Here is a 25,052-nt window from a genome sequence, read left to right as displayed (position 1 = left end):
TTCACAGCCTCGGGTCGACCGGCTCCGACTCCAGGGCCAGCACCCCGAACACCGCCTCGTGCACCCGCCACAGCGGCTCGCCCTCGGCCAGCCGGTCCAGGGCCTCCAGGCCCAGGGCGTACTCGCGGATCGCCAGGGACCGCTTGTGGTTGAGGAACCGCGAGCGCAGCCGGGCGAGGTTCTCCGGGCGGGTGTACTCCGGGCCGTAGATGATCCGCAGGTACTCGCGGCCGCGGCACTTGATGCCGGGCTGCACCAAGCGGCCCCGGCCGTCGCGGACGACCGCGCCGACCGGCTTGACGACCATGCCCTCGCCGCCTCGGCCGGTCATCTCCAGCCACCAGTCGACGCCGGCCCGCACCGACTCCGGGTCGGCGGTGTCGACGTAGAGCCGCCGGGTGGTCTGGAGCAGGCCGCTGCCGTCGTGCTCGACGAGCCGGTCGAGCAGGGCGAGCTGCTCGTCGTGCGGCAGGCCGGCGAGGCTGCGTCCCTGGACCGCGAGGATCTGGAACGGTGCCAGGCGCACGCCGTCCAGGCCGTCGGTGGTCCAGCAGTAGCGGCGGTACGCCTCGGTGAACGCGGCGGCGTCGGTGGCGCGTTCGCCGGTGCGGGTCAGCAGGCCCGCCACGTCGACGCCGCGCGCCGCCGCGCCCCGGAGGGCGCTCAGGGCCTGCGGGAGCACCGCGCCGGAAGCGGCGCCCACGGCGGCGTACTGCGAGCGCAGCAGCCCGGACGCCTTCAGCGACCAGGGCATCAGCTCGGCGTCCAGCAGCAGCCAGTCCGTCTCCAGCTCGTCCCAGAGGCCGGCCTCGCCGGCCGCCGTGCGCACCCGGTCGAGGATCTCCTCGGTGAGGGCCTCGTCGTCGAGGAAGGGGCGGCCGGTGCGGGTGTAGAGGGACCCGCTGGGGCCTCCCCCAACGCCGAAGCGCTTGCGGGCCGCCTCCGCGTCGCGGCACACCAGGGCCACCGCCCGTGAGCCCATGTGCTTCTCCTCGCACACGACCCGCGCGACACCGTCGTCCTTGTACTGGGCGAAGGCCTCCTCGGGGTGCTCCAGGTAGCCCTCGACACGACTCGTGGCCGTCGGGGCCATGGTCGGCGGGAGGTACGGCAGCAGCCGCGGGTCCACCGCGAAGCGGCTCATGACCTCCAGGGCCGCCGCCGCGTTCTCCTCGCGGATCGAGACGCGGCCCTGGTGCCGGGTCTCGACGACCCTGCGGCCGCGCACGTCCGCAAGGTCCAGCGGACGGCCGTCCTGCCCGCCGGGGGCCTCGCTGCGCAGCGGCTTCGCCGGCTCGTACCAGACCTGCTCCGCCGGGACGTCGGCCAGCTCGCGCTCCGGCCAGCGCAGCGCGGTGAGCTTGCCGCCGAAGACCGCGCCGGTGTCCAGGCAGATGGTGTTGTTGAGCCAGGTGGCCTCCGGCACCGGGGTGTGGCCGTAGACGACGGCGGCCCGGCCCCGGTAGTCCTCCGCCCACGGGTAGCGCACGGGCAGGCCGAACTCGTCGGTCTCCCCGGTGGTGTCGCCGTACAGGGCGTGGCTGCGGACGCGGCCGGAGGTGCGGCCGTGGTACTTCTCGGGCAGACCGGCGTGGCAGACGACGAGCCGGCCGCCGTCGAGGACGTAGTGGCTGACGAGGCCGCCGAGGAACTCCCGTACCTCGGCGAGGAACTCCTCGCTCTCGCCGGCCATCTGCTCGATGGTCTCGGCGAGGCCGTGGGTGTGCTGGACCTTGCGGCCGCGCAGGTAACGGCCGTACTTGTTCTCGTGGTTGCCGGGGACGCACAGGGCGTTGCCGGACTTCACCATCGCCATCACGCGGCGCAGCACTCCGGGGCTGTCCGGGCCGCGGTCGACCAGGTCGCCGACGAAGACGGCCGTGCGGCCCTCGGGGTGCACCCCGTCGACGTAGCCCAGCTTGCCGAGCAGCGCCTCCAGTTCGGCGGCGCAGCCGTGGATGTCGCCGATGATGTCGAACGGGCCGGTCAGGTGGGTGAGGTCGTTGAAGCGTTTCTCGGTGACGACCGTGGCGTGCTCGACCTCCTGCACGCCGCGCAGGATGTGCACCTTGCGGAAACCCTCGCGCTCCAGGTGCCTGAGGGAGCGGCGTAGTTCGCGGGTGTGGCGGGTGATGACCCGGCGGGGCATGTCGGCGCGGTCGGTGCGGGCCGCGTTGCGCTCGGCGCACACCTCCTCGGGCACGTCGAGCACGATGGCGATCGGCAGCACGTCGTACTGCTTCGCCAGGTCGATCAGCCGGCGGCGGGCGTCGGACTGCACGCTGGTCGCGTCCACGACCGTGCGGCGGCCGGCGGCCAGGCGCTTGCCGGCGATGTAGTGCAGGACGTCGAAGGCGTCGGTGGTGGCGCTCTGGTCGTTCTCGTCGTCCGAGACCAGGCCGCGGCAGAAGTCGGACGAGATGACCTCGGTGGGCTTGAAGTGCCTGCGGGCGAAGGTGGACTTGCCGGAGCCGGTGGCTCCGACCAGCACCACCAGGGACAGGTCGGTGACGGGCAGCACGCGCCCCTGCTGTACGTCGGTCATGCCGCCTTCGCCTCCTTCGGCGTGGTCAGGGTGAATACGGCCATCTGGGTGGGCGGCCCCACCTCCGGGTCGTCGGGGCCCACGGGTTCGAACCCGACGCCGTAGCCGTGCCGTTCGGCGACCGCCTCGGCCCAGGCCCGGAACTCCGAGCGGGTCCACTCGAAGCGGTGGTCGCCGTGCCGGACGTGTCCGGCCGGGAGGGACTCCCAGCGCACGTTGTACTCGACGTTGGGGGTGGTCACGAGGACCGTCTTCGGGCGCGCCGAGCCGAACACCGCGTACTCCAGGGCGGGCAGCCGGGGCAGGTCGAGGTGCTCGATGACCTCGCTGAGCACGGCGGCGTCGTAGCCCTTGAGCCGGACGTCGGTGTACGCGAGGGAGCCCTGGAGGAGCTGGACGCGGGAGGCCTGCCGCTCGCCCATGCGGTCCAGCTTCAGCCGCCGGGAGGCGATGGTGAGGGCGCGCATCGACACGTCCACGCCCACGATCTCGGTGAACGCCGGGTCCTTGAGCAGTGTCTGCACCAACTGGCCCTGTCCGCAGCCGAGATCGAGGACCCGGGCGGCTTTGGACTGCCGGAGCGCCGTGACGATCGCCTCGCGGCGCTGCACGGCCAGCGGGGTCGGCTTCTCCTCGGTCTCGGTCTCCGCCTCGACTGCGTTGTCGATCTCCTCGACCTCGCTGTCGTCGGTCTCGGCCAGCCGCACCAGTTCCAGGCGCTCGGTGGCCTGCCGGGTCAGCGACCAGCGGCGTGAGAGGTAGCGGCTGGTGATCAGCCGCTGCTCCGGGTGCGCGGGCAGCCAGCCCTCGCCGACGCGCAGCAGCTTGTCGACCTCGTCGGGGGCGACCCAGTAGTGCTTGGCGTCGTCGAGGACGGGGAGCAGGACGTAGAGGTGGCGCAGGGCCTCGGCGAGGGTGAGCGCGTCCGATTCCAGGACCAGGCTCACGTACCGCGAGTCGCCCCAGTCGGGGAACTCCGTGTCCAGCGGCACGGGCTCGGCGGTGACGGTCCAGCCGAGCGGCTCGAAGAGCTTCCGTACGAGGTCGGGGCCGCCCCGGGCGGGCAGTGCGGGCACCTCGACGCGCAGCGGCCTGGCCTGGCCGGGCAGCTCCGGCCTGGCGTTGCAGACGCCCTTCATCGCGCTGGAGAAGACGCTGCTCAGCGCCACGGCGAGCAGGGAGGAGGCCGCGTAGGGGCGGTCGTTGACGTACTGCGCGAGTGCCGCGTCGGGGGCGCCGCCGCGGCCCTTGCCCTTGCCGCGCCTGACCAGTGCCACCGCGTCGACCTCCAGCAGCAGCGCCGCCGTGCAGCGCTGGGCTTCCGCCTCGGGGTAGAGGACGTGGGCCGTGCCGTAGGAGGTGGAGAACGCCTGCGCCTTGTCGGGATGCTTGTGCAGCAGGTAGCCGAGGTCGGTGGCGGGGCGCTCCGGCGTGCCGGTGGTAGTGATCGTCAGGAACATGCGGAGGGCCTCTCCGGCTGGGTGGATGCTTCGGTGCCGTACGTGCGCGAGCCCCCAGGATGGTGATCCTGGGGGCTCGGCAGGACGACGTCCACAGCTTCGCACACCTGTGCCCACCAGCGCCTTCGTTTATCGAGGCGGCTCGGCGGGCCCGGCTACGACAGCTGCGACTGCACCTGCGCGGAGATCAGCTCCAGGTGGTCGAGGTCGTCGAGGTCGAGGATCTGGAGGTAGATGCGTCGGGAGCCGATCCCGGCATAGCGGCCGATCTTGTCGACGACCTCGGCCGGGGAGCCGGCCAGGCCGTTGAGCTTCAGCTCGTCCACCTCGCGGCCGATCGCGGCGGCCCGGCGGGCGACCTCCGCGTCGTCCCGGCCGACGCAGACGACGAGGGCGTTGGAGTACGTCAGCTCGTCGCCGCCGCGGCCCGCTTCCTCGGCTGCTGCGCGGACCCGGCCGAACTGGCGCTCGCTGTCCTCGACCGAGGCGAAGGGCATGTTGAACTCGTCGGCGTACCTGGCGGCCAGCCGCGGGGTGCGGGAGGGGCCGTGGCCGCCGACGAGCACGGGGATCTTCCGCTGCGCGGGCTTGGGCAGGGCGGGAGAGTCCGCGAGGTCGTAGTACGTGCCGTGGAAGTCGAAGGTCTTGCCGGGCTCCGTCGCCCACAGGCCGGTGACGATCTCCAGTTGTTCTTCCAGGCGGGCGAACTTCTCCTTGGGGAAGGGGATGCCGTAAGCCTTGTGCTCCTCCTCGAACCAGCCCGCGCCGAGGCCGAGTTCGACCCGTCCGCCGGACATCTGGTCGACCTGCGCGACCTGGATGGCGAGCACGCCGGGCAGCCGGAAGGTGCCGGCGGTCATGAGGGTGCCGAGCCGGATGCGCTTGGTCTCACGGGCGAGTCCGGCCAGGGTGATCCAGGCGTCGGTCGGGCCGGGCAGGCCGTCCATGGTGCCCATGCGGAGGTAGTGGTCGGAACGGAAGAAGGCGTCGAAGCCGAGGTCCTCGGTGGCCTTGGCGACGGCGAGCAGAGTGTCGTAGGTGGCCCCCTGCTGGGGCTCGGTGAAGATGCGAAGATCCATGCTTCCATCCTGCACGCCGGCGTGCGCGATCACGGGATCGGTCCCCCGTCCACGCCGGTCCCCGGTCGGGTGAAATTACGTCAATACGGCAATCGCCGCCCGGCCCGGCCAGTGACCGGCCCCGGTGGTGATCGTTTGCTCGGGCGGAGCCGGAGCCACCGGCTTCCGCGCCGGGGGTGGACCGCCGGGGCGTCACCCGTGTCGGCCTCCCCGGGGGCCGGGGGCCGAGGAGGCCGTCATGTCCGAAGAGACCGTGCCGCAGCAGGGCGGGAGCGGGCAGCCGAAAGGGCTGTTGCAGCAGATGGAGGAGCTGATGGCGGCGCTGAACGCGGACCTTTCGGCGTTGGACGCGGACCTTCAGGCTGCGGGGGATGCCGAGCGCAGAGTCGTCGAGGAGGGGCAGGCGGGTTAGGGGACTCTCCCCGCCCCGCCTCACCCCGCCTCCCGCTCCGGCAGGGTCAGTTCCCGGTCCGCGAGTCTGCGGAGCATCTCCAGGACGCGGTCGCGGGACTCGTCCGCCGCGTCGATGGCCTCCATGCACTGCCAGTACGTGCCCTCGTCGTCCGCGGAGCTGGCCAGGGCGACGAGGGCGATGCCGACCTCGCCGAGGAGACCGCCGAGATACATCAGGGTGTGGCGGGCGTCGCCCAACTCGGTGAGCTGGCCCGCCCGCAGCTCACCGGGAGCCAGTTCCGGCGGGTCGAGGACGCCGCAGCCCCGGCCCGCCAGCTCCGTCAACCCCATTGCCTCGCCGCGCAGTTCGGGCGGTCCGGCGACCGCGAGGCGGCTGCCTATGGCTTGCGCGAGGGCCTGCGCCTGCCACACCTCGGCCAGGGTCTCCCGCGCGCCGCCGCCCGCCGCGAGGGACCGCCTGCTCGTCACGATGAGCCGCACCGCGTCCATGCGCTGCCCCCGTCTTGTCCGACGCGCTGCGCGCGTCCGTCTGCCCGCACTCCCTTGTTCACTACCCAGAGTGAAGGGGTGTGAGACGAAAAGCCAGAGGAAGGTGGAAAATTGCGGACAACGATTCGGATTCGAGCCGCGATTTGATTACGCAGTGTACAAGCGGACTTCTTCGTTCTGGAGGTTGGGACGGTGCCGCTAGATCGGGAACCTCCGCTCGTTCCGGTCGATCTTCGCGTCCAGCGCCGTCAGCGGGTCGATACCGAGCACCTCGCACAGCTGGAGCAGATACGCGAGCACGTCGGCGACCTCGTCGGTGACGCGGTGCGCGGTGTCCGGGTCCGCCATGACCCGGGCCGACTCCTCGGGCGTCAGCCACTGGAAGATCTCGACCAGTTCGGAGGCCTCGACACTGAGTGCGGCGGCCAGGTTCTTGGGGGTGTGGTACTGCTGCCAGTTCCGCGCGGCCGCGAAATCGGCCAGGCGACGTTGCAGTCCGGCCACGTCCAGGGGATCAGTCACGGTCCAGGTGTACCACCGTGGCTCCCTCCGTCCCGGTGGCCCAGGAGCCGTCGCTGACCGCGCCGACCAGCCGGATGTGCCCCCGCCCGCACATCCGGGCCGCCAGCCGCAGCAGTTCCAGCCGCTGCCGTCCGTCCAGGCCCCGGTCGAAGCCGTCGGCGAGGACGGTGAGCGTCTGGAGCGCGGCGGGCACCTCGCCGGCCGGGTCGACCTCCAGCACACCCGGTCCGGTGAGCAGAACCAGCGCGAGGGCCACGTAGCGCAGTTCGCCGTCGCCGAGCCGTCGCAGGTCCGTGCGGACGCCGTCGCCCCGGTCGAGTGCGGCGCTGATCGTTCCCGTGGCCTCCTCCGCCCGGGCGAGCACATCCGCCACCGGTCCCGCGCACCCCGCCCGCACCGCCGCCACGAACTGCGCGTGCCGCCGCCCGCACTCGGCGCGGGTCCGCCACAGCACGTCGGCGAGGTTGCCGCAACCGCCCAGCAGCCGGCCGGAGCCGGCCCTCACGGGGCCGCGCATGCGGGCGGGTTCGGGGTCGCAGGCGAAGGCGGAGCGCAGGGCGACGACCATCTGCTCGGCGGCCGCCAGCACCCTGCACTGCCCGGGTGTCTTGCCGGCCACGCGCAGCGGCAGCAGGGCGGTGCCGAGCCGGTCGTCCGGGAGCGGACCGCGGGTCACCGGTGTCGGTCCCGCCGTGTGCCAGGCCGCCTGCACGGCGCGCTTGCCCGGGTCACGCAGGGCGGTCTCCAGGAGGATCAGCCCGTCGGACGTCAACCGCTCGCCCACGACCCGCAGTTCGGGCTCGGCCTGCACGGCCACGTCGAGGCGGACCGGGCCTGCGGGGCCGTCGGCCGTGCAGCCGATCCGGAAACCGCGGCGGCGCTGGGCGTCGGGCCGGGCCCGTTCCGGGACGCAGGCGGTGGGGTCGGGGAACGCCTCGCCGAGCCGGGCGCCGCCCCCGAGCCGGGCGAGGGCCTCGTAAGCCCGCAGCGCGCTGGTCTTGCCGCTGCCGCTGGGACCGGCGAGGAGGGTGAGGGGCCCGAGCGGGAACGCGGCGCGGCGGTGGGCGGTGAAGGCGGCCAGGCGCAGTTCGGTGACGCGGGGGCGGCCGGGGAGGAAGGGCTGGGTCATGTCCGGACGGTAGGGCTCCGTCGGCAGGACGAACCGTTCCGTCTCCAGGGGCTTCCTACGATCGAGCTACGGCCGCGCCGGCGGTCACACCCCGGGGAGGCCCGCTCCCTCCATCAGCCCGGTCACCTCGGTCCCCGCCGGGGTCAGCAGGAACACGTTGCGGTCCACCCGGTGCATCCCGCTCGCCAGGCCGAAGACGACGCCGGTGCTGAAGTCGAGGACCCGCTTGGCGACCTCCGTCTCCGCGCCGGTGAGGTCGAGGAGGACGGGGACGCCCGCCATCAGCCGCTCGGCGACGTCACGGGCGTCGGCGAAGACGTTCACCCGCAGGACGACGAAACGACGGCGGGTCTCCGTCTCGGCCTCGGGTATGGAACGGTGGCCGACCGAGGACGGCCAGGCGTCCCGGCCTCGCAGCGGCACGACCTGAGCGAGCCCCTCCCACTGTTCGTCGGTGACATCGTGGCTGTTCACCGGCATGCTCCGTCCTGGCTCGCGCTCGCTGTCTGCATCGGGCAATTCTTGCGCAGAGTCACCCGTTCGGCCCAACAGCGACACGCTCCGCGACCTCAATGCACCTCACAACGGCCAAAAGGCGGCTGTGTGACGGGCGTAACTGCTCGTGATCAAGTGATGTGACACCTGCGTAACGGGATGTTCGTACCGTCGACGGCATGACCTCGACCCCCCGGCCGCAGCAGGAGACGCAGCAGGTGCGCACCGTCTGCTCGTACTGCGGTGTGGGCTGCGGCCTCGTGCTGGATGTCGGTGCGGGTCCGGACGGGCGGCGCAAGGTTCTGAAGGCGTCGGGTGACAAGGCTCACCCCGCGAACGCGGGGCGGCTGTGCACCAAGGGCGCGACCACCGCCGACATGCTCGCCGCGCCCGGGCGGCTGACCGGCGCGCTCGTGCGGGACGACCGGGGCGAGGAGGCGGTCCCGGCACCCGTGGCCGACGCGATCGCCGAGGCCGCCGCGCGGCTGCGGGCGATCGTCGACGAGCACGGGCCGGACGCGGTCGCCTTCTACGTCTCCGGGCAGCTGAGCCTGGAGGCGCAGTACCTGGCGAACAAGCTGGCCAAGGGGTTCGTCGGGACGAACCGGATCGAGTCGAACTCGCGGCTGTGCATGGCGAGCGCGGGCACCGGCTACAAGCTGTCGCTGGGGGCGGACGGGCCGCCCGGTTCGTACGAGGACTTCGACCGGGCGGACGCCTTCCTCGTCATCGGGTCGAACATGGCCGACTGCCATCCGATCCTGTTCCTGCGGATGATGGAGCGGGTCAAGGCGGGCGCCAAGCTGATCGTCGTCGACCCGAGGCGCACCGCGACCGCCGCGAAGGCCGATCTGTTCCTCCAGGTCAGGCCGGGTACCGACCTCGCACTGCTGAACGGCCTGCTGCACCTGCTGCTGGAGAACGGGCACACCGACCCGGAGTTCGTCGCGGACCACACCGAGGGCTGGGAGGAGCTGCCCGGGTTCCTCGCCGACTACCACCCCGCCGCGGTCGCCGCGATCACCGGCCTCGACGAGGACGGCCTGCGCGAGGCGGCCCGGATCATCGGCGAGGCGGGCAAGCAGTGGATGAGCTGCTGGACCATGGGGCTCAACCAGTCCACCCACGGCACCTGGAACACCAACGCCCTGGTCAACCTGCATCTGGCGACAGGAGCGATCTGCCGTCCGGGCGCCGGGCCGTTCTCCCTGACCGGGCAGCCCAACGCCATGGGCGGGCGCGAGATGGGCTACATGGGTCCGGGGCTGCCGGGGCAGCGGTCGGTGCTCGTCGCGGAGGAGCGGGCCTTCACCGAGGAGGTGTGGGAGCTGCCGCCCGGGACGCTGCGCGCCGACGGGGTCGGGCAGGGCACGGTCGAGATGTTCCGGCAGATGGCCGACGGGGAGATCAAGGCCTGCTGGATCATCTGCACCAACCCGGTCGCCTCGGTCGCCAACCGCCGCACCGTCATCGAGGGTCTTGAGGCCGCCGAGTTCGTCGTCACGCAGGACGTGTTCACGGACACCGAGACGAACGCGTACGCCGATGTCGTCCTGCCGGGCGCGATGTGGACCGAGGCCGAGGGCGTCTTCGTCAACAGCGAGCGCACCCTCACGCTGACCCGGCCGGCCGCGGACCCGCCCGGGGAGGCGATGGCCGACTGGCGGATCATCGCGGAGGTGGCGTGCGCGATGGGCTACGAGAAGGCGTTCTCGTACGACAGCGCCGAGCAGATCTTCGAGGAGATCAAGCGCTTTTGGAACCCGAAGACCGGGTGGGACCTGCGCGGGGTGTCCTACGAGCGGCTGCGCGAGACACCCGTGCAGTGGCCGGCCGCGCGGGAGGACGGGCCGGAGCGCAATCCGATCCGGTACGTGGGCGACGAGGGGCTGCGCTTCCCGACGGCTTCCGGGCGGGCCGCGTTCTTCGCGCGGCCGCATCTGCCCGCCGCCGAGTTGCCGGACGACGACTATCCGTTCGTGCTCAACACCGGGCGGGTGCAGCACCAGTGGCACACGCTCACCAAGACCGGGAAGGTCGCCAAGCTCACCAAGCTGAATCCGGGGCCGTTCGTGGAGCTCCACCCCGCGGACGCCACGGCGCTCGGCGTCGCCGACGGCGATCTCGTGGAGGTCGCCTCGCGGCGCGGGCGGGCGGTGCTGCCGGCGGTGGTGACGGACCGGGTGCGGCCCGGGTGCTGCTTCGCGCCGTTCCACTGGAACGACCTGTTCGGCGAGTACCTGAGCATCAACGCGGTGACCAGCGACGCGGTGGATCCGCTGTCGTTCCAGCCGGAGTTCAAGGTGTGTGCGGTCTCGCTCGCGAAGGTGGTGTCCCCGGCGCCCGCACCGGAGACACCGGCCCTGACGCCCACGGCCGTGACGCCGGGCGGCGCGAACCCCTTCGGCCTCGAACCCTCCCCTCCCCCGGTGCTCTCCGCCCAGGAGCGCCGGTACCTCACCGGCTTCCTCGCCGGGCTCGGCTCGGGTGCCCCCGGGGTGCCGGTGCTGCCGCCCGACGCGCCCTTCTCCCCCGAGCACGCGCTGTGGGTGAACGGGGTTCTCGCCGGCATGTACTCGCGGACCGGGGCCGCCGTGCCGCAGGAGCGGTCCGGGCGGGAGGTCGTCGTGCTCTGGGCCTCGCAGACCGGGAACGCGGAGGAGTTCGCCAACGCCACCGCCGAACGGCTGACCTCGACGGGACACCGTACGACCCTCGTCGGCATGGACGACGCCGATGTCGGGACGCTCACCCGCACCGCGGACCTGCTGTTCATCACCAGCACCTTCGGGGACGGCGACGCACCCGACAACGGCTCCGGCTTCTGGGACGCGCTCTCCGGCGAACAGGCACCTCGGCTGGACGGGGTGCGGTACGCCGTGCTGGCCTTCGGCGACTCCTCCTACGACGACTTCTGCGGGCACGGGCGGCGGCTGGACGCGCGGCTCGACGAGCTGGGCGGGGTGCGGCTGGCCCCGCGCACGGACTGCGAGCCGGACTTCGAGCCGTCCGCCGGGGAGTGGCTCGACCAGGTGCTGTCGGCGCTGGGCGGCACGGCCGCCGCCCCCGCCGCCGAGCCCAGGACGACGGCGAGGGCGAAGACCGTCACCACCGCCCGGCTGGTCGGCAACCGGCTGCTCAGCCGGGCGGGCGCGGGCAAGGAGGTCCGGCGGTTCACCTTCGACACGAGCGGGACGGACCTGGCGTACGAGGCCGGGGACGCGCTCGGGGTGCGGCCGGTCAACGCGCCCGCCCTGGTGGACGAGTGGCTGGCGGTGACCGGGGTGGACGCCGGGTCGGCCGTGGCGGTCGACGGTGTCGGCGAGGTGCCGTTCGGCGAGGCCCTGCACCGGCATCTCGACATCACCCGGATCACTCCCGACCTGCTCCGTTTCGTCGCCGAACGCGCCCGGGACAAGCACGAGCTGCGCAGGCTGCTGCGGCCCGACAACAAGGACGGGCTGGCACAGTGGAGCTGGGGACGGCAGGCCGTGGACGTGCTCGCCGAGTACGCGGTGCGGGCGAGCGCCGAGGAGTGGGCCGGGGTGCTGCGCAGGCTGCAGCCACGGCTGTACTCCATATCGTCCAGTCCGCTGGCCGATCCCCACCGGGTGTCGCTGACCGTGTCCGTGGTGCGGTACGAGAACCTGCACGGCCGGGCGCGCGGCGGGGTCTGCTCGCCGTACCTCGCGGACGCCGGACCGGACACGGAGGTGCCGGTGTTCGTGCAGCGCACGCCGCACTTCCGGCCCCCGGCCGACGCCTCGACGCCGATGGTCATGGTCGGCCCGGGCACCGGCGTGGCGCCCTTCGTCGGGTTCCTCCAGGAGCGGCGGGCGCTCGGCCACCGGGCCCCCAACTGGCTGTTCTTCGGGGAGCAGCACCGGGCGACGGACTTCTACTACGAGGACGAGCTGACGGCGCTGCGCGACGAGGGCACCCTCACCCGGCTGGACACCGCCTTCTCCCGGGACCAGCGCAACAAGGTGTACGTGCAGGACCGGATGCGCGAGCACGGGCCGGAGCTGTGGCACTGGCTGCACGACGGGGCCCGTCTCTACGTCTGCGGCGACGCCTCCCGGATGGCGAAGGACGTGGACCGGGCGCTGCGGGACATCGCGATGACGCACGGCGGACTGGGCGAGGCGGAGGCCGCCGCGTATCTGAAGCAGCTCGCGGCGGACAAGCGGTACGTGCGGGACGTGTACTGAGCCGGCGGGCCCGCTGGGGCCGCCGAGGGGCCCGCGGGGTCCTCAGGGGTCCTCAGGGGTCCTCAGGGGTCCTCAGGGGTCCTCAGGGGTCCTTTCACTATGCCCGTCCGGGTCGCGCGGCCTGATCGGACGCTCATAGTGAAAGGACCCCTTACCCGGATCACACCGGAATCCTCCCCTCCCTCCGGGTCCCGCTCACCGGCGGCGATTAGCGTCCTGCGGCGTGTACTCGGCAGAAACGACGCTGGTGGTGCCCGGTCCGCGCACCCAGTCGGCGGTGTCGGCGCCGCCGGCTCCCCCGGCCCAGTGGCACCGTGTCCTGACCCTGCTCGCCGACATCGGCCTGCTGATCGGCACCCGGGCTGTGTGGACGTCGGCGGCCGGTCACCGGCCGGCCGTGGCCGCGGTGATCTCGCTGTGCTACGCCTCGATCCTGGTGTGCGGCGTGCTGGCCCTGGTCGTCCGCCGGGCCCGGTCGCTGGCCCGGGTGGACAGGTGCGTGCTGGTGACGGGCGTGACGCTCACCCTGTGCGCGTGGATCATGCTCCACAACGGTTCCGACGAGGCCCTGCTCACCACCCAGGCGGCGCGGGAACTGGCCGCGGGGCACCCGGTGTACGGGCAGCCGTGGCCCTGGCTCTTCGGTCACGGCGTCGCCCTCACCCCGACGGTGACCGGCGGCTACGACCTGACGTACGGCTATCCGCCGCTGGCGCCGCTGCTGACGGTGCCGCTGCTGTGGCTGGGGCACGGCGGCACTCCGGCGACGGCGGTGAGCACGGGCGCGCTGATCACCGGAACGGTCACGCTGTGGCGGATGCTGCCGGCGCCGTGGCGGTCGGCGGCGACCCTGGTGTGCCTGGGCTTCGGGATGCTGCCGTCGTACGGGCGGCTCGGCTACCCGGCCATCGTGGCGCTGGCGCTGCTGGTGCCGGTGGTGGTGCGCTGGACACGGACCGGCGTGGGCGGACGGCTCGGGGCTGCGGGTCTGGCGCGAGCCGCGTGTCTGGGGCTGGCGTGCGCCGCGCAGCAACTCCCGTGGTTCCTGGCACCGTTCCTGCTGGCCGGGATCTACGCGGTGCGGCGCGGCGAGCTGGGCGGGCGGGCGGCGGCGCTGGTGGTGGCGCGGTTCGCCGGGGTCGCGGCCGGCGGGTGGCTGCTGGTCAACGCGTACTTCGTGGTGAGCGAGCCGGGGCGCTGGCTCACCGGGATCGCCCTGCCGCTCACGCAGGGGGCGGTGCTGCACGGCCAGGGCGTGGTCGGCGTCTCGCTGTATCTGACGGACGGCAGCGACCGGATCGACTGGTACTCCCGCGCGAGCCTGCTGTTGTTCGCCGGGCTGCTCGCGCTGTTCGTGCTGTTCGTCCGGCGCCTGGGGCCGGCGGCGACCGTGCTGCCCTGGTGCGCCTTCTATCTGGCGACCCGGTCGCAGGACGGCTACTACCTGCTCATGACGCCGCTGTGGCTGGCTGCGGCCGTGACCGCTCCGGCGTCGGCGTTCGCCGGGGCGTGGCAGCCGCGTCCGGGCCCGCTGCCGGGCCTGTGGTCGGGGCCGCGCCGCCGCCCGGCCCGCATCGCCGCGACGGTCCTGCTGCTGGCTCCGGCGCTGGCCGCGGCGGCGGTGGCGGCGACGGGCACACCGCCCCTGCGGATGCGGATCACGGCGGCCCGGCACCCCACCGCGGCGACCGTCTCGCGCCTCGCCCTCGAGGTCACCAATACCGGCGACGCGGCCCTCAGCCCGCACTTCACCCTGACCACCGGGCAGGGCATGGACCCGTACTGGCGGGTGGTCCGGGGCCCGCACACCCTGCCCGCGCACGGCACCGCCCGCTACGAACTCCGGCCGCCCGCGGGCCGCTTCACGCTGCCCCGGCCGGGCGTCCGGATCCGTCTGCGCGCGTTCACGGCGTCGCCGCAGACCCTGTCGAGCACGGATGTGCAGGAAGCCGTGCGCGGCGGGGCGGACTGACGGCTGTGTCAGGCCGCGGCCCGGATGAAGCGGAGGGTGGCGGCGACCGTGGCCCGGCCGCGGATCATGCCCAGCTGGTTCCAGCCCATGCCGAACTGCTCACGGTCCACGGTGAACTCGGTGTCCAGGGTGAGGCCACCGGCGTCCCGGTCCGTCACGCGGGCGTCCAGGGACAGCGGCCTGCTGATGCCGCGCACGGTGAGCTGCCCGATGACGTGCACCCGGTCCCCGTCGCGGAGCTCGGCGCTGCGGGCCGCGAAGGTGATCTCGGGGTGGTGGCCGGCGTCGAAGAAGTGCTCCGACCTCAGGTGGGTGTCGCGCTTGGCGTGCCCGGTGTCCAGGGAGGCGGCGTCGAAGGTCAGGGTGCCGGCGGCGGACCCGTCGGGGCGGACCTCGCCCGTGCCGCTGACGGCGCCGAACGTGCCCTTCACGGTGACCAGGCCCCACATGGTCTTGTGCCGGATGCCGACGGTCGAGGCGGTCGCGTCGAGCTGCCACTGTCCGGTTTCCACGGCGACGGTCATGGTCGTTCCCCTAGGTGTCGTTCAAATTTGGATGACTGCTGCACGGCACGCTAGCGGTTAATCCAAACTTGAACAACCATCTGCTCCAAATTTGGACGACAGGTAGACTCGACACCATGGCCGACCCCGAGGAGCACCCCGCCGATCTGCCCGCATGTCCGTCCCTCGGCGATGGCGGGCTGCTGCCCGCCGAACTGCGCGCCTGGATGCTGCTGCTGGCCGCGACGGGAGCGGTGGAGCAGCGGCTGCGCGCGGTCGTGAAGGAGAAGCTGGACGTCTCGCACGACGAGTTCCTGGTCCTGTGCCTGCTCGCGGAGCAGCCCGAGGGCGGTCTGCGCATGACGCGTGTCGCGGAGCTCCTGGGTCGCCCGAAGACCCGCCTGACCTACCAGATCGCCTGCCTCCAGCACGCCGGGCTCGTCACCCGCAGGTCGGTCTGCGGCGACAAGCGGGGCGTCGAGGTCACCCTCACGGACAAGGCGCGGGACCTGCTGAAAGAGGCCTCCGCCCCGCTCGCCGAGACGGTCACCGAGTCCCTGGCCCGCTTCATGGGCCCGGACCAGTGCGCGGCGATGCGGGGGCTGGTGCCGGATCTCACGGAGGAGTCCCGCCCGGAATGAGCCGGGCGGCTTGATCTACACGGTCGTAGAATCCGGGAACACCGGCGCGGTGACGCGCGTTGTACCGGAGACACACAACACCTGAAGGAGCACGTTCTTGTCCGCCAGACCGACGGACCCTCCGGGGCACAGTCCCCGACCATCCCGCCACGGCACCAGTGATCGCGGCACACGGCGGGGTGGTGTCGGATGAGTGCCGCTCAAGCCCTGCTGGGCCTGCTCGCCGTGTTCGTGCTCACCGCCGGCACCGGCTACTTCGTCGCCCAGGAGTTCGCCTACGTCTCCGCCGACCGCCTCACCCTCGCGCGCGAGGCAGAGGCCGGGGACCGCAGGGCGGCCCGCGCCCTCACGGTGCTGGAGCGGCTGTCGTTCATGCTGTCCGGCGCGCAGCTCGGCATCACCGTCACCGGGCTGGTGGTCGGCTTCATCGCCGAACCGTCGGTGTCCGCCCTGCTCAGGCCCGCCCTGTCGGGGCTCGGCCTGCCGGACGCCGCCGTGGGCGGCATCTCCGTCGTGCTCGCCTTCACGCTGGCCACGGTCGTGCAGATGGTCCTGGGCGAACTCGCCCCGAAGAACCTCGCGATCGCCGTGCCCGAGCGGCTGGCGAAGGCGCTGGCCCCGTCCACGCTGGCGTATCTGAAGGTCGTCGGCCCCGTGGTACGGATCTTCGACAGTGCGGCCAACCGGCTGCTGCGCAAGGCCGGGATCGAGCCCGTCGAGGAACTGCACCACGGCGCCACGCTGGAGGAGCTGGGCCATCTGATCGGCGAGTCCCACGAGCGGGGCGAGCTGCCCGAGGACACCGCCGCGCTGCTGGACCACGCGCTGGAGTTCTCCGAGCGCACCCTCGACGAGGTGATGGTGCCGCGCGCGGACGCCGTGTTCGTGCGCAAGGACGCCGGCGCCGAGGAGGCGGTCGGCCTGATCGCCCGGCACGGCCACTCCAACTACCCGGTGCTCGGCGACCACCCGGACGACGTCGCGGGCGTGCTGGGCGTGCGCGAGCTGATGGCGCTGCCCGCCGCCCGTCTGGCCGGCGCGCGGGCCGGTGAGGTGGCCCGGCGGCCGCTGCTGCTGCCGGACACCCTCGCGCTGCCCGACGCGGTGACGCGGATGCGGGAGCACGACGACGAGTTCGCGGTCGTCCTCGACGAGCACGGCGGGGTTGCGGGCATCGTCACGTACGAGGACATCGCCGAGGAGCTGGTCGGTGACATCGCCGACGAGTCCGACAAGGTCACCTTGCTCGCCGTCGCCGACGGCGACGGCTGGCTGGTGGACGCCGGCCGCCGGGTGGACGAGGTGGCCGAGGCCACCGGTGTCCGACTGCCGGAGGACGACGACTACGACACCGTGGCCGGCCTGGTCGTGGACCGGCTCGGCCGCTTCCCGACGGTCGGCGACCGGGTCACGGTCGGGCTGCCCGGCGGCGGCCGGGCCGTGATCGACGTCCGCACGCTGGACCGGCACGTGGCCGACCGGGTCCGGATCAGCCCGCTGGTGGAGGCCGTGGAAGCCGAGGAGATGGCGTGAGTTTCCCGATGGCGGTCTTCGTGACCGTGCTGCTGCTGATCGGCAGCGGTTTCTTCGTCGCGGCCGAGTTCGCCCTCGTCGCCGCCAAGCGCCACCGCATGGAGAAGGCGGCGGCCGACGGGCGGCGCGGTGCCGGAGCGGCCCTGGCCGGCATGCGCGAGCTGTCGCTGATGCTGGCCGGCGCCCAGCTGGGCATCACCGTGTGCACGCTGGGCCTGGGCTCGGTGTCCAAGCCGGCGATCTCGCACGAACTCGACCCGCTGCTGAACACGCTGGGCCTGCCCAGTGCCGTGAGCTACGGCGTGGCCTTCGCCGTGGCGATGGTCGTGGTGGTGTTCCTGCACATGGTGGTCGGCGAGATGGCGCCCAAGTCCTGGGCCATCGCCCACCCGGAGCGTTCGGCGATGCTGCTGTCGCCGCCCTTCCGGGCCGTGGTGCGGGCCGTGCGTCCGCTGATCCGGCTGCTCAACTCGGTGAGCAACGCCCTGGTGCGGCTGTGCCGGGTGGCCCCGCGCGACGAGCTGGCCTCGGTGCACAACCGGGAGCAGCTGACGCACCTGGTGGAGGAGTCGGAGCGGCTGGGCCTGATCAGCGCGACCGACTCGGAGCTGCTCACCCGCTCGCTGACCGAGCCGGAGACACCGGTCGCGGCGCTGCGCATCCCGGCCGCCGAGATCACCTGGGCCGAGGGAGGTGCGGACGTCGAGGCGCTGCTGCGCTTCGCCGCCGAGCACGACCGCACCCGGCTGCTGGTCCGGGAGAACGGCACCGTCCTCGGCTCGGTGCACGCCCGGGACGCCCTGGTGGCCCGGGCCCGGGGGCGGGCCACGACCGCGCGGGACCTCGCCCGGCCGGTGCCCGAGCTGGCGGAGACCGCCACGGTCGCCGAAGCGATCGAGCTGCTGCGCCGCCGCCGGTCGTCCCTGGCCGTGGTCCGTGACGACTCCGGCCGGCTCACCGGCCTGGTCACCCTGGACGACCTGCTGGCCCGCCTGATGCAGCCGGCCGCGGCGGCCTGACGGGGACCGGACCCGAACCTCCAGCACATCTGCACACCGCGGGCCGGGAGGCGGCGCGCCGCCCGGCCCGTCGGCGCATCCCGGCCCCGGCAGGGGGGCTTGGCGGCGAAGTGCCCGCTTCGGGAACGGGGGCGCAACACTCCCGCACCCGGCCGGGCGACGGGCTGTGTGAAGGAGTGGGCGCATCCGGTGACCCCGCGGTCACAGCGGTGAAGACGGCCGCCGGAAGGAACCGCGCATCGCCGCAGGGCGGTTGGCTCTCCTGTGCGGGGAGTGTTTTGATCCTGCGCACGGCGGGAGCAGCCGGGACGGGAGCTGGTCCCCGGATTCCGGCGTCACTCGCGCTCACCGCCATTGCGAGACATTCACGCGAAGGGAAACACCCCCATGAACCTCACCTCTCGGGTCGCCACCGCCGAGCTCTCCGACGCCGACCTGGACGCCGTCGCCGGCGGCAACGCGGGCGGCGTCGATGTCTCCGCGGGCCTCGTGGGCGGCCTCTCCGCCGGCCTGGTCGGCCCCCTGACCGGCGAGGCCTGCGCCGCCCTGCAGGCGACCCTGTCGCCGGCGGGTGCGGCTGCGGGCGCCGACGCGGGCGTCCACACCACGTCGCTCTGACGACCTGCACGCGCAAGGGCCCCGGGAAGCGTTTCCCGGGGCCCTTTCGCGTGCGGGCCGCGGCGGCCGGCCACGAATCGCAAACGTGAGGAATTTGCGAAGCACGTGACGGAAATCTGTACACCACGGGGGTGGGTAACGCGGTGAGGGGCGGTGACGCAGACTTACTCGGACCCCTCAGATCCCGGCTGCAAACCGATTGGAAGACCGCTGTGAAAACCGACTCGACCCGAACCGAAGAACTGCCGATCTACGCGAGCCTCATACGCGAACGGGGTGACGTCGTCGAAGAGGCCCGTGCCGTGGCCGAAGAGACCCAGCACCAGATGAGCCAGGCGCTGAACGGTGTCGCCGTGACCCCGCAGGAGAACGACGCGCACTGATCACGTGCCGAGCGGGTCTCGATCGCCGCGATCCGGCGGCCGGAGGCGTGCCCGGTGGACTCGCCGCCGTCCTGCTGTTGCCCGACGCTCTGTGAAGCGTCGGACTCCAGCCACTTCTCCAGGTCCGCCGGTGTCATGTTCACCAGCTCACGGAAGTCGTTCCAGGTCTCCTCGCGCTCCTCGTCGTCCACGCCGCCTCACTTCTTCTTGAGCGCGGACGGCTTGTGCACCGCGGTCCTGCCGGACTTGTCGCTGCGTACCTCGTACTGCGGGTCGTCCGGTGAGGCGTCGACCGTGCGGCCCGATGCCTCGGTCCGTTCGGTGATCTCCCTCTCCACCTCGCCCTCGGTGCGGCTGCCGTGACTGCTCCAGGTGACCTTGTCACCCTTCTTCGGCTTCCCGCCCTCGCTGCGGCCCTTCGCCATGCCGGTGCTCCCTCGCGGAAGAAGTGTGCTGTCTCTCCAGCGTGCGGGCTGTGCGGTCAGGGCGCAGCACGACGGGAACCGGTCCGGGTGGCGGCCGTGCCGCGGAAGGCCCACGCCATGCCGGGTTCCGTCACGGGGCGGAAGACCCGCCGTACGGACGGAGTGCACAGGGCGGTGACGACCACGCCCGCGACCAGGGTGGCGGCGACCACGCCGGCGGGCCCGCGGACCCAGGCCGGTTCGTACCAGCCCCAGTACTTCGCGGCCTGCGCGACGAACCCGTGCAGCAGGTAGCCGCACAGGGTGCCGGCGCCCAGCGCGGTGAACCACGTCCGGCGCCCGGGCACCCAGGCGAGGAAGCAGCCGACGAGGACGAGCGAGCAGCCGAAGGCGGCCAGGGTCATCACGGGCCCGTACCAGAGGGGGCCCCCCAGCTCCGGGGCGCTGTCGGCGTGGAAGAACCAGGCGTAGTCCATCCGCGGGACCGCCCAGTACGCCACGGCCAGGGCGCAGGCGGCCACCGGCACGGCGAGGATCCGCACGGCACGCCGTCGTACCAGCCGGAAGTGCTCCGGGCGCAGCAGCAGACCGAACACGAAGTAGGGCAGGAACTGCAGGGTCCGCTGCAGATCGAGGTCGTGGCCGATGGACGGTGCGGTCGTCGCCAGGATCGCGACGGCCAGGGCCAGCGGGAGCGGCCACCGCACCAGCTGCCACAGGGGCGTGGTCAGCCGCCAGACGAACAGCGCCGCGAGGAACCAGGTGAGGTACAGGGGGTCCAGCAGGCTGACCGGGCGGTCGGGGTCCTGGCTGGTCCAGCGGGTGAACAGGGTGTACGCCGTCTCGAACACCACGTACGGGACGACGACGCCGGTGAGCAGGCGCCTGAGCCGGGCCGGGCTGCCGTCGAAGGTGCGGGAGAAGTAGCCGGAGACGATGATGAACGCCGGCATGTGGAAGGCGTAGACGAGCATGTAGAGGGCGGTGACGGCCCTGCTGCCCTGGCGCAGTGGCTCCCAGGCGTGTCCCACGGCCACGAGGACGATCGCGAGGTACTTGGCGTTGTCGAAGAACGCGTCCCGCTGCCGGACCGGGCGGGGCGCCGCGTCCTGGTCCTTCGTCCCCGTCGCCCGTTTCACCGCGGCCCCGGGACGGGCCGCGGTCACCGTGTCACTCACGGGACCTCCCGAAGCGACGGGAGGCGAGGGTGCCTCTTGCGGCCAGGAGCGAAGGGGTGGGGTGCGCGCAGAACATCGCCCGCACCCTAATCACAGGGCCGTGCGTTCGTTCAACTCGTAATGGACAGGGCTCGCTTCGGTTCATGCCCGGGTGTACGTGCGGAGGCGGGCGTTCGTCTCCCGTGGGGCGGTGCTCAGGTCTCCTTCCAGACCAGCGCGGTCAGTACGGCGCTCACGACGGTGACGGGGACGGCGGCCTGGTTCAGCAGCCGTACGCGCATGCTGCGGCCCGGGGCGAGCCGCTTGGTCAGGGGGACGACCACGAAGGTGCCGCCGCCGGTCCCGGCGATCTCGTGGATCGGGTGGTCCGCCCGGAGCTCGTCGCCCTGGTACTCCGACATGCGCGCCTGCACGACCGCCCCCGCCGGCAGACCGTCGATGTGGAGGCTGACGGTGCCGCTGAAGCGGGCCGGGCCCCGGGCGAACACGCTGCCGCCGGTGGCGTGGTGGCCGGTCTCGTCGGTCCATTCCGCGGTGAACTCGACCGAGTCCCAGGCGCCGGGCCTGAGCTGGTACTCCCCGGCGACACCGAGGTTGACGTACTGGGGCATGGGGTCCTCTCCTTCCCACCGGCCCGCCGGGAGGGCCAGGGCGTCGGCGACGTCTCGGCGGAAGCCGGCCATGTCGAATCCGCGCGGGTCGACCTTCCAGTCGCTCCATTCCAGATGGCCGATGGCGCTCTTGTGGCCCCAGCCGTGCGCGCGGCAGATCGCGGCGGTGGCCTTGACCATCGCGAGGTACTGGGCGGGCGGCCACGGGTCCTTGCCGTCGCCCCTGTTCTCGCACTCCCAGCCGTAGAAGCGGGCGTTGCCGTCGACCGCGCCGGCCGAGCCGTCGTGCTCGTGCGTCGGGGGCGGATACGTGCCGTACGACTCGCCGATGACGGCGTCGAGCACGTCACGGTCACCGCCTCCGGCGTGGTTGGCCCGGCCGTTTCCGGTGAGGTGGACGACGCCGTCCTTGGTGATGCATCCCGTGGCGAGCGGGCCGGGCAGGGCACTGTGGCCGTGGAAGATCAGTCCGACGACGTCCGTGCCGGCGCCGGTGACGGTGTGGTGGATCATCGCGCCGTGCACTGGGCCCCAAGGGCCTTTGTGATTACGGTTGTTGGTGCGCCAGCCGGCGACTTCGCGAACGGCGCAGCCCTCGGCCTTCAGCGCGGCGACGAGCCGGGTGGCGGTGAGTGGGGTGGCCATGTGTCAGTCCTCCGTTCCGGCGCGTTCGTGCCGGTCTGAAGACGGTCCGATCACATCGGGGGAGCGTGCCTGATCTCGGAGCTCGCCCGGCGGCGGCGCGGGTTCGGCGGATCGTTTCGCCCGCGGGTTCCGGTGTGCCGCGCCAGGCCCTCACCATTCTCGCGCCGCTCGCCCCGTCGCTCACCTCGCCGTGGGCCACGTCCGCAAAATCGGCGCGATTACGACGCTGCCGCATCAGGGCGGTCCCGCAGCACGTCGTAGCCGACGAACTCGAACATGCGCAGTCCGGGGCGCAGCGGCCGGGGCGTGCCGGCGAACCGGTGCGCGCCCACTCCGCAGCCGGCGTCCGGCTCGGACAGCCACCGCGGTTCGAAGCCCTCCCTCTCGAACCGGCGGCAGATCAGCGGCACCCGGCCGGGCTCACCGCGGTGCCGGGCCCGGACGACGGCGCCGCCGGTCCCGCAGAGCTGGACGCAGGCGCCGACGGCCCGCTCGATGGCGGGGTCGGTGATGTTGCCGAACACCCCTCAGATGAGGACGAGATGCGCCGGGGCCAGGTCCTGGCACCGGTCGACGAGTGAGGCGCCACCGGTCACCACCTCGACCCCGTCCAGGTGCGCCCGGCGCGCCGCCTCCGAGGCCGCCTCGGCGTTACGGGCGTCCCGTTCGACCGGTCTCGCCCGCACGTCGTGGCGCCGGGGGTGTCCGGCGAGGACGTGGAGGAGGTCCCTGCCGTCCCCGGCGCTCAGGCTGATCACCTTCAGCGGCCCGGCCGGGGCGTCGTCGAGGGCCCGGCGGATCTGCTGCCGCACGGTCCGCAGCCGCCGTGCCGTCCAGGAGTCGGCCGTGTCGTACCCGCCGTGCCGGGCGCTCCAGTCCATGGCCGCACCCCAGGTCCGGCCGGCCGTCGCGGACGACCGGATTTCGACGGTCGTCCGCGGCTTCGACGGTCCTCCGCGGCGGGTCCGGGGTCAGGCCGGGTCCGTGGTGGGTTCCGCGCGGTAGGGGTCCAGGGCGGCGGCGCGTTCGTGGTACGGGATGCGGGAGAGCCGGGACACCATCGTCCACATGGCGCGTTCCGCGGCGAGAGTCTGTGGGAGGGCGAGGCCGAGGGAGGCCGCGAGGGGTTTGCGGCCGGTGTTGACCAGGGCGCGGACGGCGGCTGCCCACTCGTCGGTCGCTGTGACCGCCGACCGGTACCAGACCGGCACGAGCGCGGCGAGGACGCCGAGGGTGCCCAGAAGGGCGAGGCGGTCCGGCTTGTCACCGGCGGCGAGGGCGAGAGCCGCCGCCAGGGCGACGACGACATGGCCGGACAGCAGGGCGACGAAGAAGTCGACGCTGGCGCGGGCGAGTTCGCTCTGGCGGCGGATCTGGTCCGGGACGCAGCCGGTGAGTTCGTTCCACAACAGCTGGGTGTCGAGGCGGTAGCGGTCCCAGCCGTACTCCTCGAAACGGCGGATGGCGTTCCCGAGCCGGGTCGGGGCGATCTGGTCGTCGGCGATCGGGAACCGGGCGAACCGCTCCCGCAGCAGCCCGCGCTGGACGGCGGTCCGACGCCGGTCCCGCCCGGCGGCCCTTGCGAGGCGCGGGTCGGCGAGCAGCCTGGCGAGCTCCTCCTCGTCCTCGGTCCGCAGCGGCCCCTGCTCGGCCCGGCGGCGCTCCAGGCGGAGCACGGTCAGCCGGTCCGCGAGGAACGCCCTGCTGCGGCGACTGCGCCGGCAGCCCGCCTCGAAGGCCCGGGCGGGCCACAGCAGGTACCCCTCCAGGAGCCGGTAGAGCGCGTTCTGGCAGGCGTTGGCGACCAGGCCGAGCAACAGCGCTCCGGTCAGCAGGGTGAGGCCGGTGCCGAGTCCGCCCGCGCCGCGCAGCCGTTCGAGCGGGCCGAGGTCACGAAGGCTCGGGGCGACGGTGAGCAGGAAGACGGCCAGGTTCAGCGCGGTGGGCAGGATCCAGCCCACCAGCAGCGTCCAGGCCCCGCCCAGCACGCCCTTGGCGATGTCACCCATCGGCCGGGTCGGGCCATTCGTCGTCGTCGGAACCGGTGCTGGGGCCGGGCGGGGTGTGGCCCGCCGGTGGCCCGTACGCACCGGGACGCGCACGGCCGGAGGGCAGGGGCCGCATCGACGCCCGCTCTTCGGGTTCCGGATAGCTGAGGGTGCCCTCCACCAGGGCGAGCGACTGGACGAGACCGGCGACGGAGGCCAAGGGTGACAGGGCCGGTTGCGCTGCCTCCAGCCGGGTGCGGAGCCGGGCGACGAGACCCGGTGTGACGCGGCCTGTCCCCGAGATCTCCGCCATGGCCCCGTCCGACTCGTCCCGGAGCGCGGTGATCTCGTCCGTGCTCTGCAGGCGTTCGAGGTCGGATCGCACTTCCCGGAGCAGGGCGAGGAGTTCGGCGACGTGCCCGTCCGGGGACGGAGGCGGCACCGGGCCCCACCCGGCGCCGCCTCCGGTCGTGAAGTGGTGGGCATGCCCACTGGCGTGGCCCGCGGACGTGTTCTCCGTCCGCTCCCCCTCTGCCGCCATCAACTCTCCTCGGTCGCCCGCCTCGTTCAGCCGATGCGCTGATCCAACCGCACGGCGGGACGGCGGGGCAATCGGGCCGGGCGCGTCATCCGACGGCTCGAAGACCCGGCCGGAGGAGATCCGGCCGGGGTCAGGGGTGCGGCGGCGGGTCGGCCGCCCAGATGCGGCTGCTCAGGTCCGAGCCGCGCAGGACCTGGACACGCCAGGGGTCGATGCGCAGCAGGTGGTAGTCGGGGCTGTCGGGGCCGGCGCTCCAGTAGAGGTGCGGGTCGTAGCCGACGCCCGGGGGGCTGTTGCGGCGGTACAGCTCCCAGGCGCGCAGCTTGGTGTCCCGGTCGTGCACCCAGGCGGAGACGCTGTCGACGAAGACCGCGTCCTGGCGGGGGTGCCAGTAGGCGTACGTCGTGTGGGGGTTGCGCGCCAGGTGGGCGGCCTTCACCGGGGTGCGGAAGACGGCCAGCCACCCGACGGGGCGCTCCTCGACCGTCTCCCAGACGGGCTGGACGACACGGGCCCGGGGGCGGTTGTGCCGGTCGACGGTGACCATCGTGCAGTAGACGGTCTGCTGGACGTACTCGACGAAGGCGGCCTCGATCTCGGAGAACGAACGCACCCGTGCGGTGCCCATGGCGATACCTCGGATTCGCGGAC

Annotated in this window: 24 protein-coding genes; 7 read left to right on the top strand and 17 right to left on the bottom strand. The window is 72.8% G+C overall.

Annotated elements, in window-relative coordinates:
- Position 1: 1 nt before the first annotated feature.
- From A4E84_RS30500 to A4E84_RS30490, 3 genes are all read right to left on the bottom strand, one after another.
- Complete coding sequence (locus A4E84_RS30500; protein ID WP_062929613.1) at positions 2-2,545, bottom strand: polynucleotide kinase-phosphatase; 2,544 nt, start codon at positions 2,543-2,545, stop codon at positions 2-4.
- Positions 2,542-4,005, bottom strand: a complete 1,464-nt coding sequence (locus A4E84_RS30495) for a 3' terminal RNA ribose 2'-O-methyltransferase Hen1 (RefSeq protein WP_062929612.1) — start codon at positions 4,003-4,005, stop codon at positions 2,542-2,544. The genes A4E84_RS30500 and A4E84_RS30495 overlap by 4 nt, the downstream gene beginning before the upstream one ends.
- Positions 4,006-4,160: 155 nt before the next feature.
- Positions 4,161-5,084, bottom strand: a complete 924-nt coding sequence (locus A4E84_RS30490; RefSeq protein ID WP_062929611.1) for an LLM class F420-dependent oxidoreductase — start codon at positions 5,082-5,084, stop codon at positions 4,161-4,163.
- Positions 5,085-5,322: 238 nt separating this feature from the next.
- Here A4E84_RS30490 and A4E84_RS43555 point away from each other — a divergent pair, with 238 nt between their 5' ends.
- Positions 5,323-5,496 (top strand): hypothetical protein, encoded by a 174-nt coding sequence (locus A4E84_RS43555; RefSeq protein WP_167455423.1) that lies wholly within the window; start codon positions 5,323-5,325, stop codon positions 5,494-5,496.
- Between the two features lie 20 nt (positions 5,497-5,516).
- Here the strand turns inward: A4E84_RS43555 and A4E84_RS30485 are convergent, their stop codons facing one another.
- From A4E84_RS30485 to A4E84_RS30470, 4 genes are all read right to left on the bottom strand, one after another.
- Complete coding sequence (locus A4E84_RS30485; protein WP_062929610.1) at positions 5,517-5,987, bottom strand: DUF6099 family protein; 471 nt, start codon at positions 5,985-5,987, stop codon at positions 5,517-5,519.
- 198 nt (positions 5,988-6,185) lie between these two features.
- On the bottom strand, positions 6,186-6,509 hold the full coding sequence (locus tag A4E84_RS30480; RefSeq protein ID WP_062929609.1) for a nucleotide pyrophosphohydrolase: 324 nt from the start codon (positions 6,507-6,509) through the stop codon (positions 6,186-6,188).
- Complete coding sequence (locus tag A4E84_RS30475; RefSeq protein ID WP_062929608.1) at positions 6,502-7,638, bottom strand: AAA family ATPase; 1,137 nt, start codon at positions 7,636-7,638, stop codon at positions 6,502-6,504. Before A4E84_RS30475 ends, A4E84_RS30480 begins: the two co-directional genes overlap by 8 nt.
- Before the next feature lie 84 nt (positions 7,639-7,722).
- Positions 7,723-8,118 carry a cell division protein SepF gene (locus A4E84_RS30470; RefSeq protein ID WP_031134653.1) on the bottom strand — a complete coding sequence of 132 codons (396 nt, stop codon included), beginning with the start codon at positions 8,116-8,118 and terminating at the stop codon, positions 7,723-7,725.
- Between the two features lie 194 nt (positions 8,119-8,312).
- Here A4E84_RS30470 and A4E84_RS30465 point away from each other — a divergent pair, with 194 nt between their 5' ends.
- A complete protein-coding gene (locus tag A4E84_RS30465) occupies positions 8,313-12,344 on the top strand; it encodes a bifunctional nitrate reductase/sulfite reductase flavoprotein subunit alpha (RefSeq protein ID WP_062929607.1) in 4,032 nt (1,343 codons plus the stop codon).
- 277 nt (positions 12,345-12,621) lie between these two features.
- Positions 12,622-14,316, top strand: a complete 1,695-nt coding sequence (locus A4E84_RS30460) for a hypothetical protein (RefSeq protein ID WP_174569523.1) — start codon at positions 12,622-12,624, stop codon at positions 14,314-14,316.
- A gap of 8 nt (positions 14,317-14,324) precedes the next feature.
- Here the strand turns inward: A4E84_RS30460 and A4E84_RS30455 are convergent, their stop codons facing one another.
- A complete protein-coding gene (locus tag A4E84_RS30455; RefSeq protein ID WP_062929605.1) occupies positions 14,325-14,840 on the bottom strand; it encodes a YceI family protein in 516 nt (171 codons plus the stop codon).
- A gap of 116 nt (positions 14,841-14,956) precedes the next feature.
- On the opposite strand from A4E84_RS30455, the gene A4E84_RS30450 reads away from it, so the two are divergent.
- The 4 genes from A4E84_RS30450 (at position 14,957) to A4E84_RS30435 (ending at position 18,630) form a co-directional block, all read left to right on the top strand.
- Positions 14,957-15,460, top strand: a complete 504-nt coding sequence (locus A4E84_RS30450; protein ID WP_062929604.1) for a MarR family winged helix-turn-helix transcriptional regulator — start codon at positions 14,957-14,959, stop codon at positions 15,458-15,460.
- Between the two features lie 189 nt (positions 15,461-15,649).
- The gene (locus tag A4E84_RS30445; RefSeq protein ID WP_062929603.1) at positions 15,650-16,993 is read left to right on the top strand and encodes a hemolysin family protein; all 1,344 of its coding nucleotides are present in this window, start codon (positions 15,650-15,652) and stop codon (positions 16,991-16,993) included.
- The gene (locus A4E84_RS30440) at positions 16,990-18,012 is read left to right on the top strand and encodes a hemolysin family protein (protein ID WP_062929602.1); all 1,023 of its coding nucleotides are present in this window, start codon (positions 16,990-16,992) and stop codon (positions 18,010-18,012) included. Before A4E84_RS30445 ends, A4E84_RS30440 begins: the two co-directional genes overlap by 4 nt.
- 387 nt (positions 18,013-18,399) lie before the next feature.
- Positions 18,400-18,630 carry a hypothetical protein gene (locus tag A4E84_RS30435; RefSeq protein ID WP_062929601.1) on the top strand — a complete coding sequence of 77 codons (231 nt, stop codon included), beginning with the start codon at positions 18,400-18,402 and terminating at the stop codon, positions 18,628-18,630.
- Between the two features lie 250 nt (positions 18,631-18,880).
- Here the strand turns inward: A4E84_RS30435 and A4E84_RS41390 are convergent, their stop codons facing one another.
- The 9 genes from A4E84_RS41390 to A4E84_RS30395 all read right to left on the bottom strand — a co-directional run bounded on the left by A4E84_RS41390 (position 18,881) and on the right by A4E84_RS30395 (position 25,029).
- Positions 18,881-19,204: a DUF3140 domain-containing protein gene (locus tag A4E84_RS41390; RefSeq protein WP_079129176.1), complete on the bottom strand. Its 324-nt coding sequence runs from the start codon at positions 19,202-19,204 to the stop codon at positions 18,881-18,883.
- A 6-nt stretch (positions 19,205-19,210) separates the two neighbouring features.
- On the bottom strand, positions 19,211-19,438 hold the full coding sequence (locus tag A4E84_RS30425; RefSeq protein WP_062929600.1) for a hypervirulence associated TUDOR domain-containing protein: 228 nt from the start codon (positions 19,436-19,438) through the stop codon (positions 19,211-19,213).
- Positions 19,439-19,494: 56 nt separating this feature from the next.
- Complete coding sequence (locus tag A4E84_RS30420) at positions 19,495-20,616, bottom strand: acyltransferase family protein (protein WP_062929599.1); 1,122 nt, start codon at positions 20,614-20,616, stop codon at positions 19,495-19,497.
- 194 nt (positions 20,617-20,810) lie between these two features.
- A complete protein-coding gene (locus A4E84_RS30415) occupies positions 20,811-21,872 on the bottom strand; it encodes a peptidoglycan recognition protein family protein (protein ID WP_062929598.1) in 1,062 nt (353 codons plus the stop codon).
- A 218-nt stretch (positions 21,873-22,090) separates the two neighbouring features.
- Positions 22,091-22,396 carry a hypothetical protein gene (locus A4E84_RS45520; protein WP_079129175.1) on the bottom strand — a complete coding sequence of 102 codons (306 nt, stop codon included), beginning with the start codon at positions 22,394-22,396 and terminating at the stop codon, positions 22,091-22,093.
- Between the two features lie 3 nt (positions 22,397-22,399).
- Entirely contained in the window at positions 22,400-22,753 is a 354-nt protein-coding gene (locus A4E84_RS45515) for a hypothetical protein (RefSeq protein WP_335340840.1), read from the bottom strand.
- Between the two features lie 90 nt (positions 22,754-22,843).
- Positions 22,844-23,881 (bottom strand): hypothetical protein, encoded by a 1,038-nt coding sequence (locus A4E84_RS30405; RefSeq protein WP_062929597.1) that lies wholly within the window; start codon positions 23,879-23,881, stop codon positions 22,844-22,846.
- Positions 23,874-24,401: a hypothetical protein gene (locus tag A4E84_RS30400; protein ID WP_062929596.1), complete on the bottom strand. Its 528-nt coding sequence runs from the start codon at positions 24,399-24,401 to the stop codon at positions 23,874-23,876. The genes A4E84_RS30405 and A4E84_RS30400 overlap by 8 nt, the downstream gene beginning before the upstream one ends.
- 130 nt (positions 24,402-24,531) lie before the next feature.
- Positions 24,532-25,029 (bottom strand): pyridoxamine 5'-phosphate oxidase family protein, encoded by a 498-nt coding sequence (locus A4E84_RS30395; RefSeq protein ID WP_062929595.1) that lies wholly within the window; start codon positions 25,027-25,029, stop codon positions 24,532-24,534.
- Between the last annotated feature and the right edge of the window lie 23 nt (positions 25,030-25,052).

It is taken from the genome of Streptomyces qaidamensis (assembly GCF_001611795.1).
Classification (GTDB): domain Bacteria; phylum Actinomycetota; class Actinomycetes; order Streptomycetales; family Streptomycetaceae; genus Streptomyces; species Streptomyces qaidamensis.
Note: the sequence above shows the minus strand (reverse complement) of the source record. Positions and strands in the feature narration are given on the sequence as shown.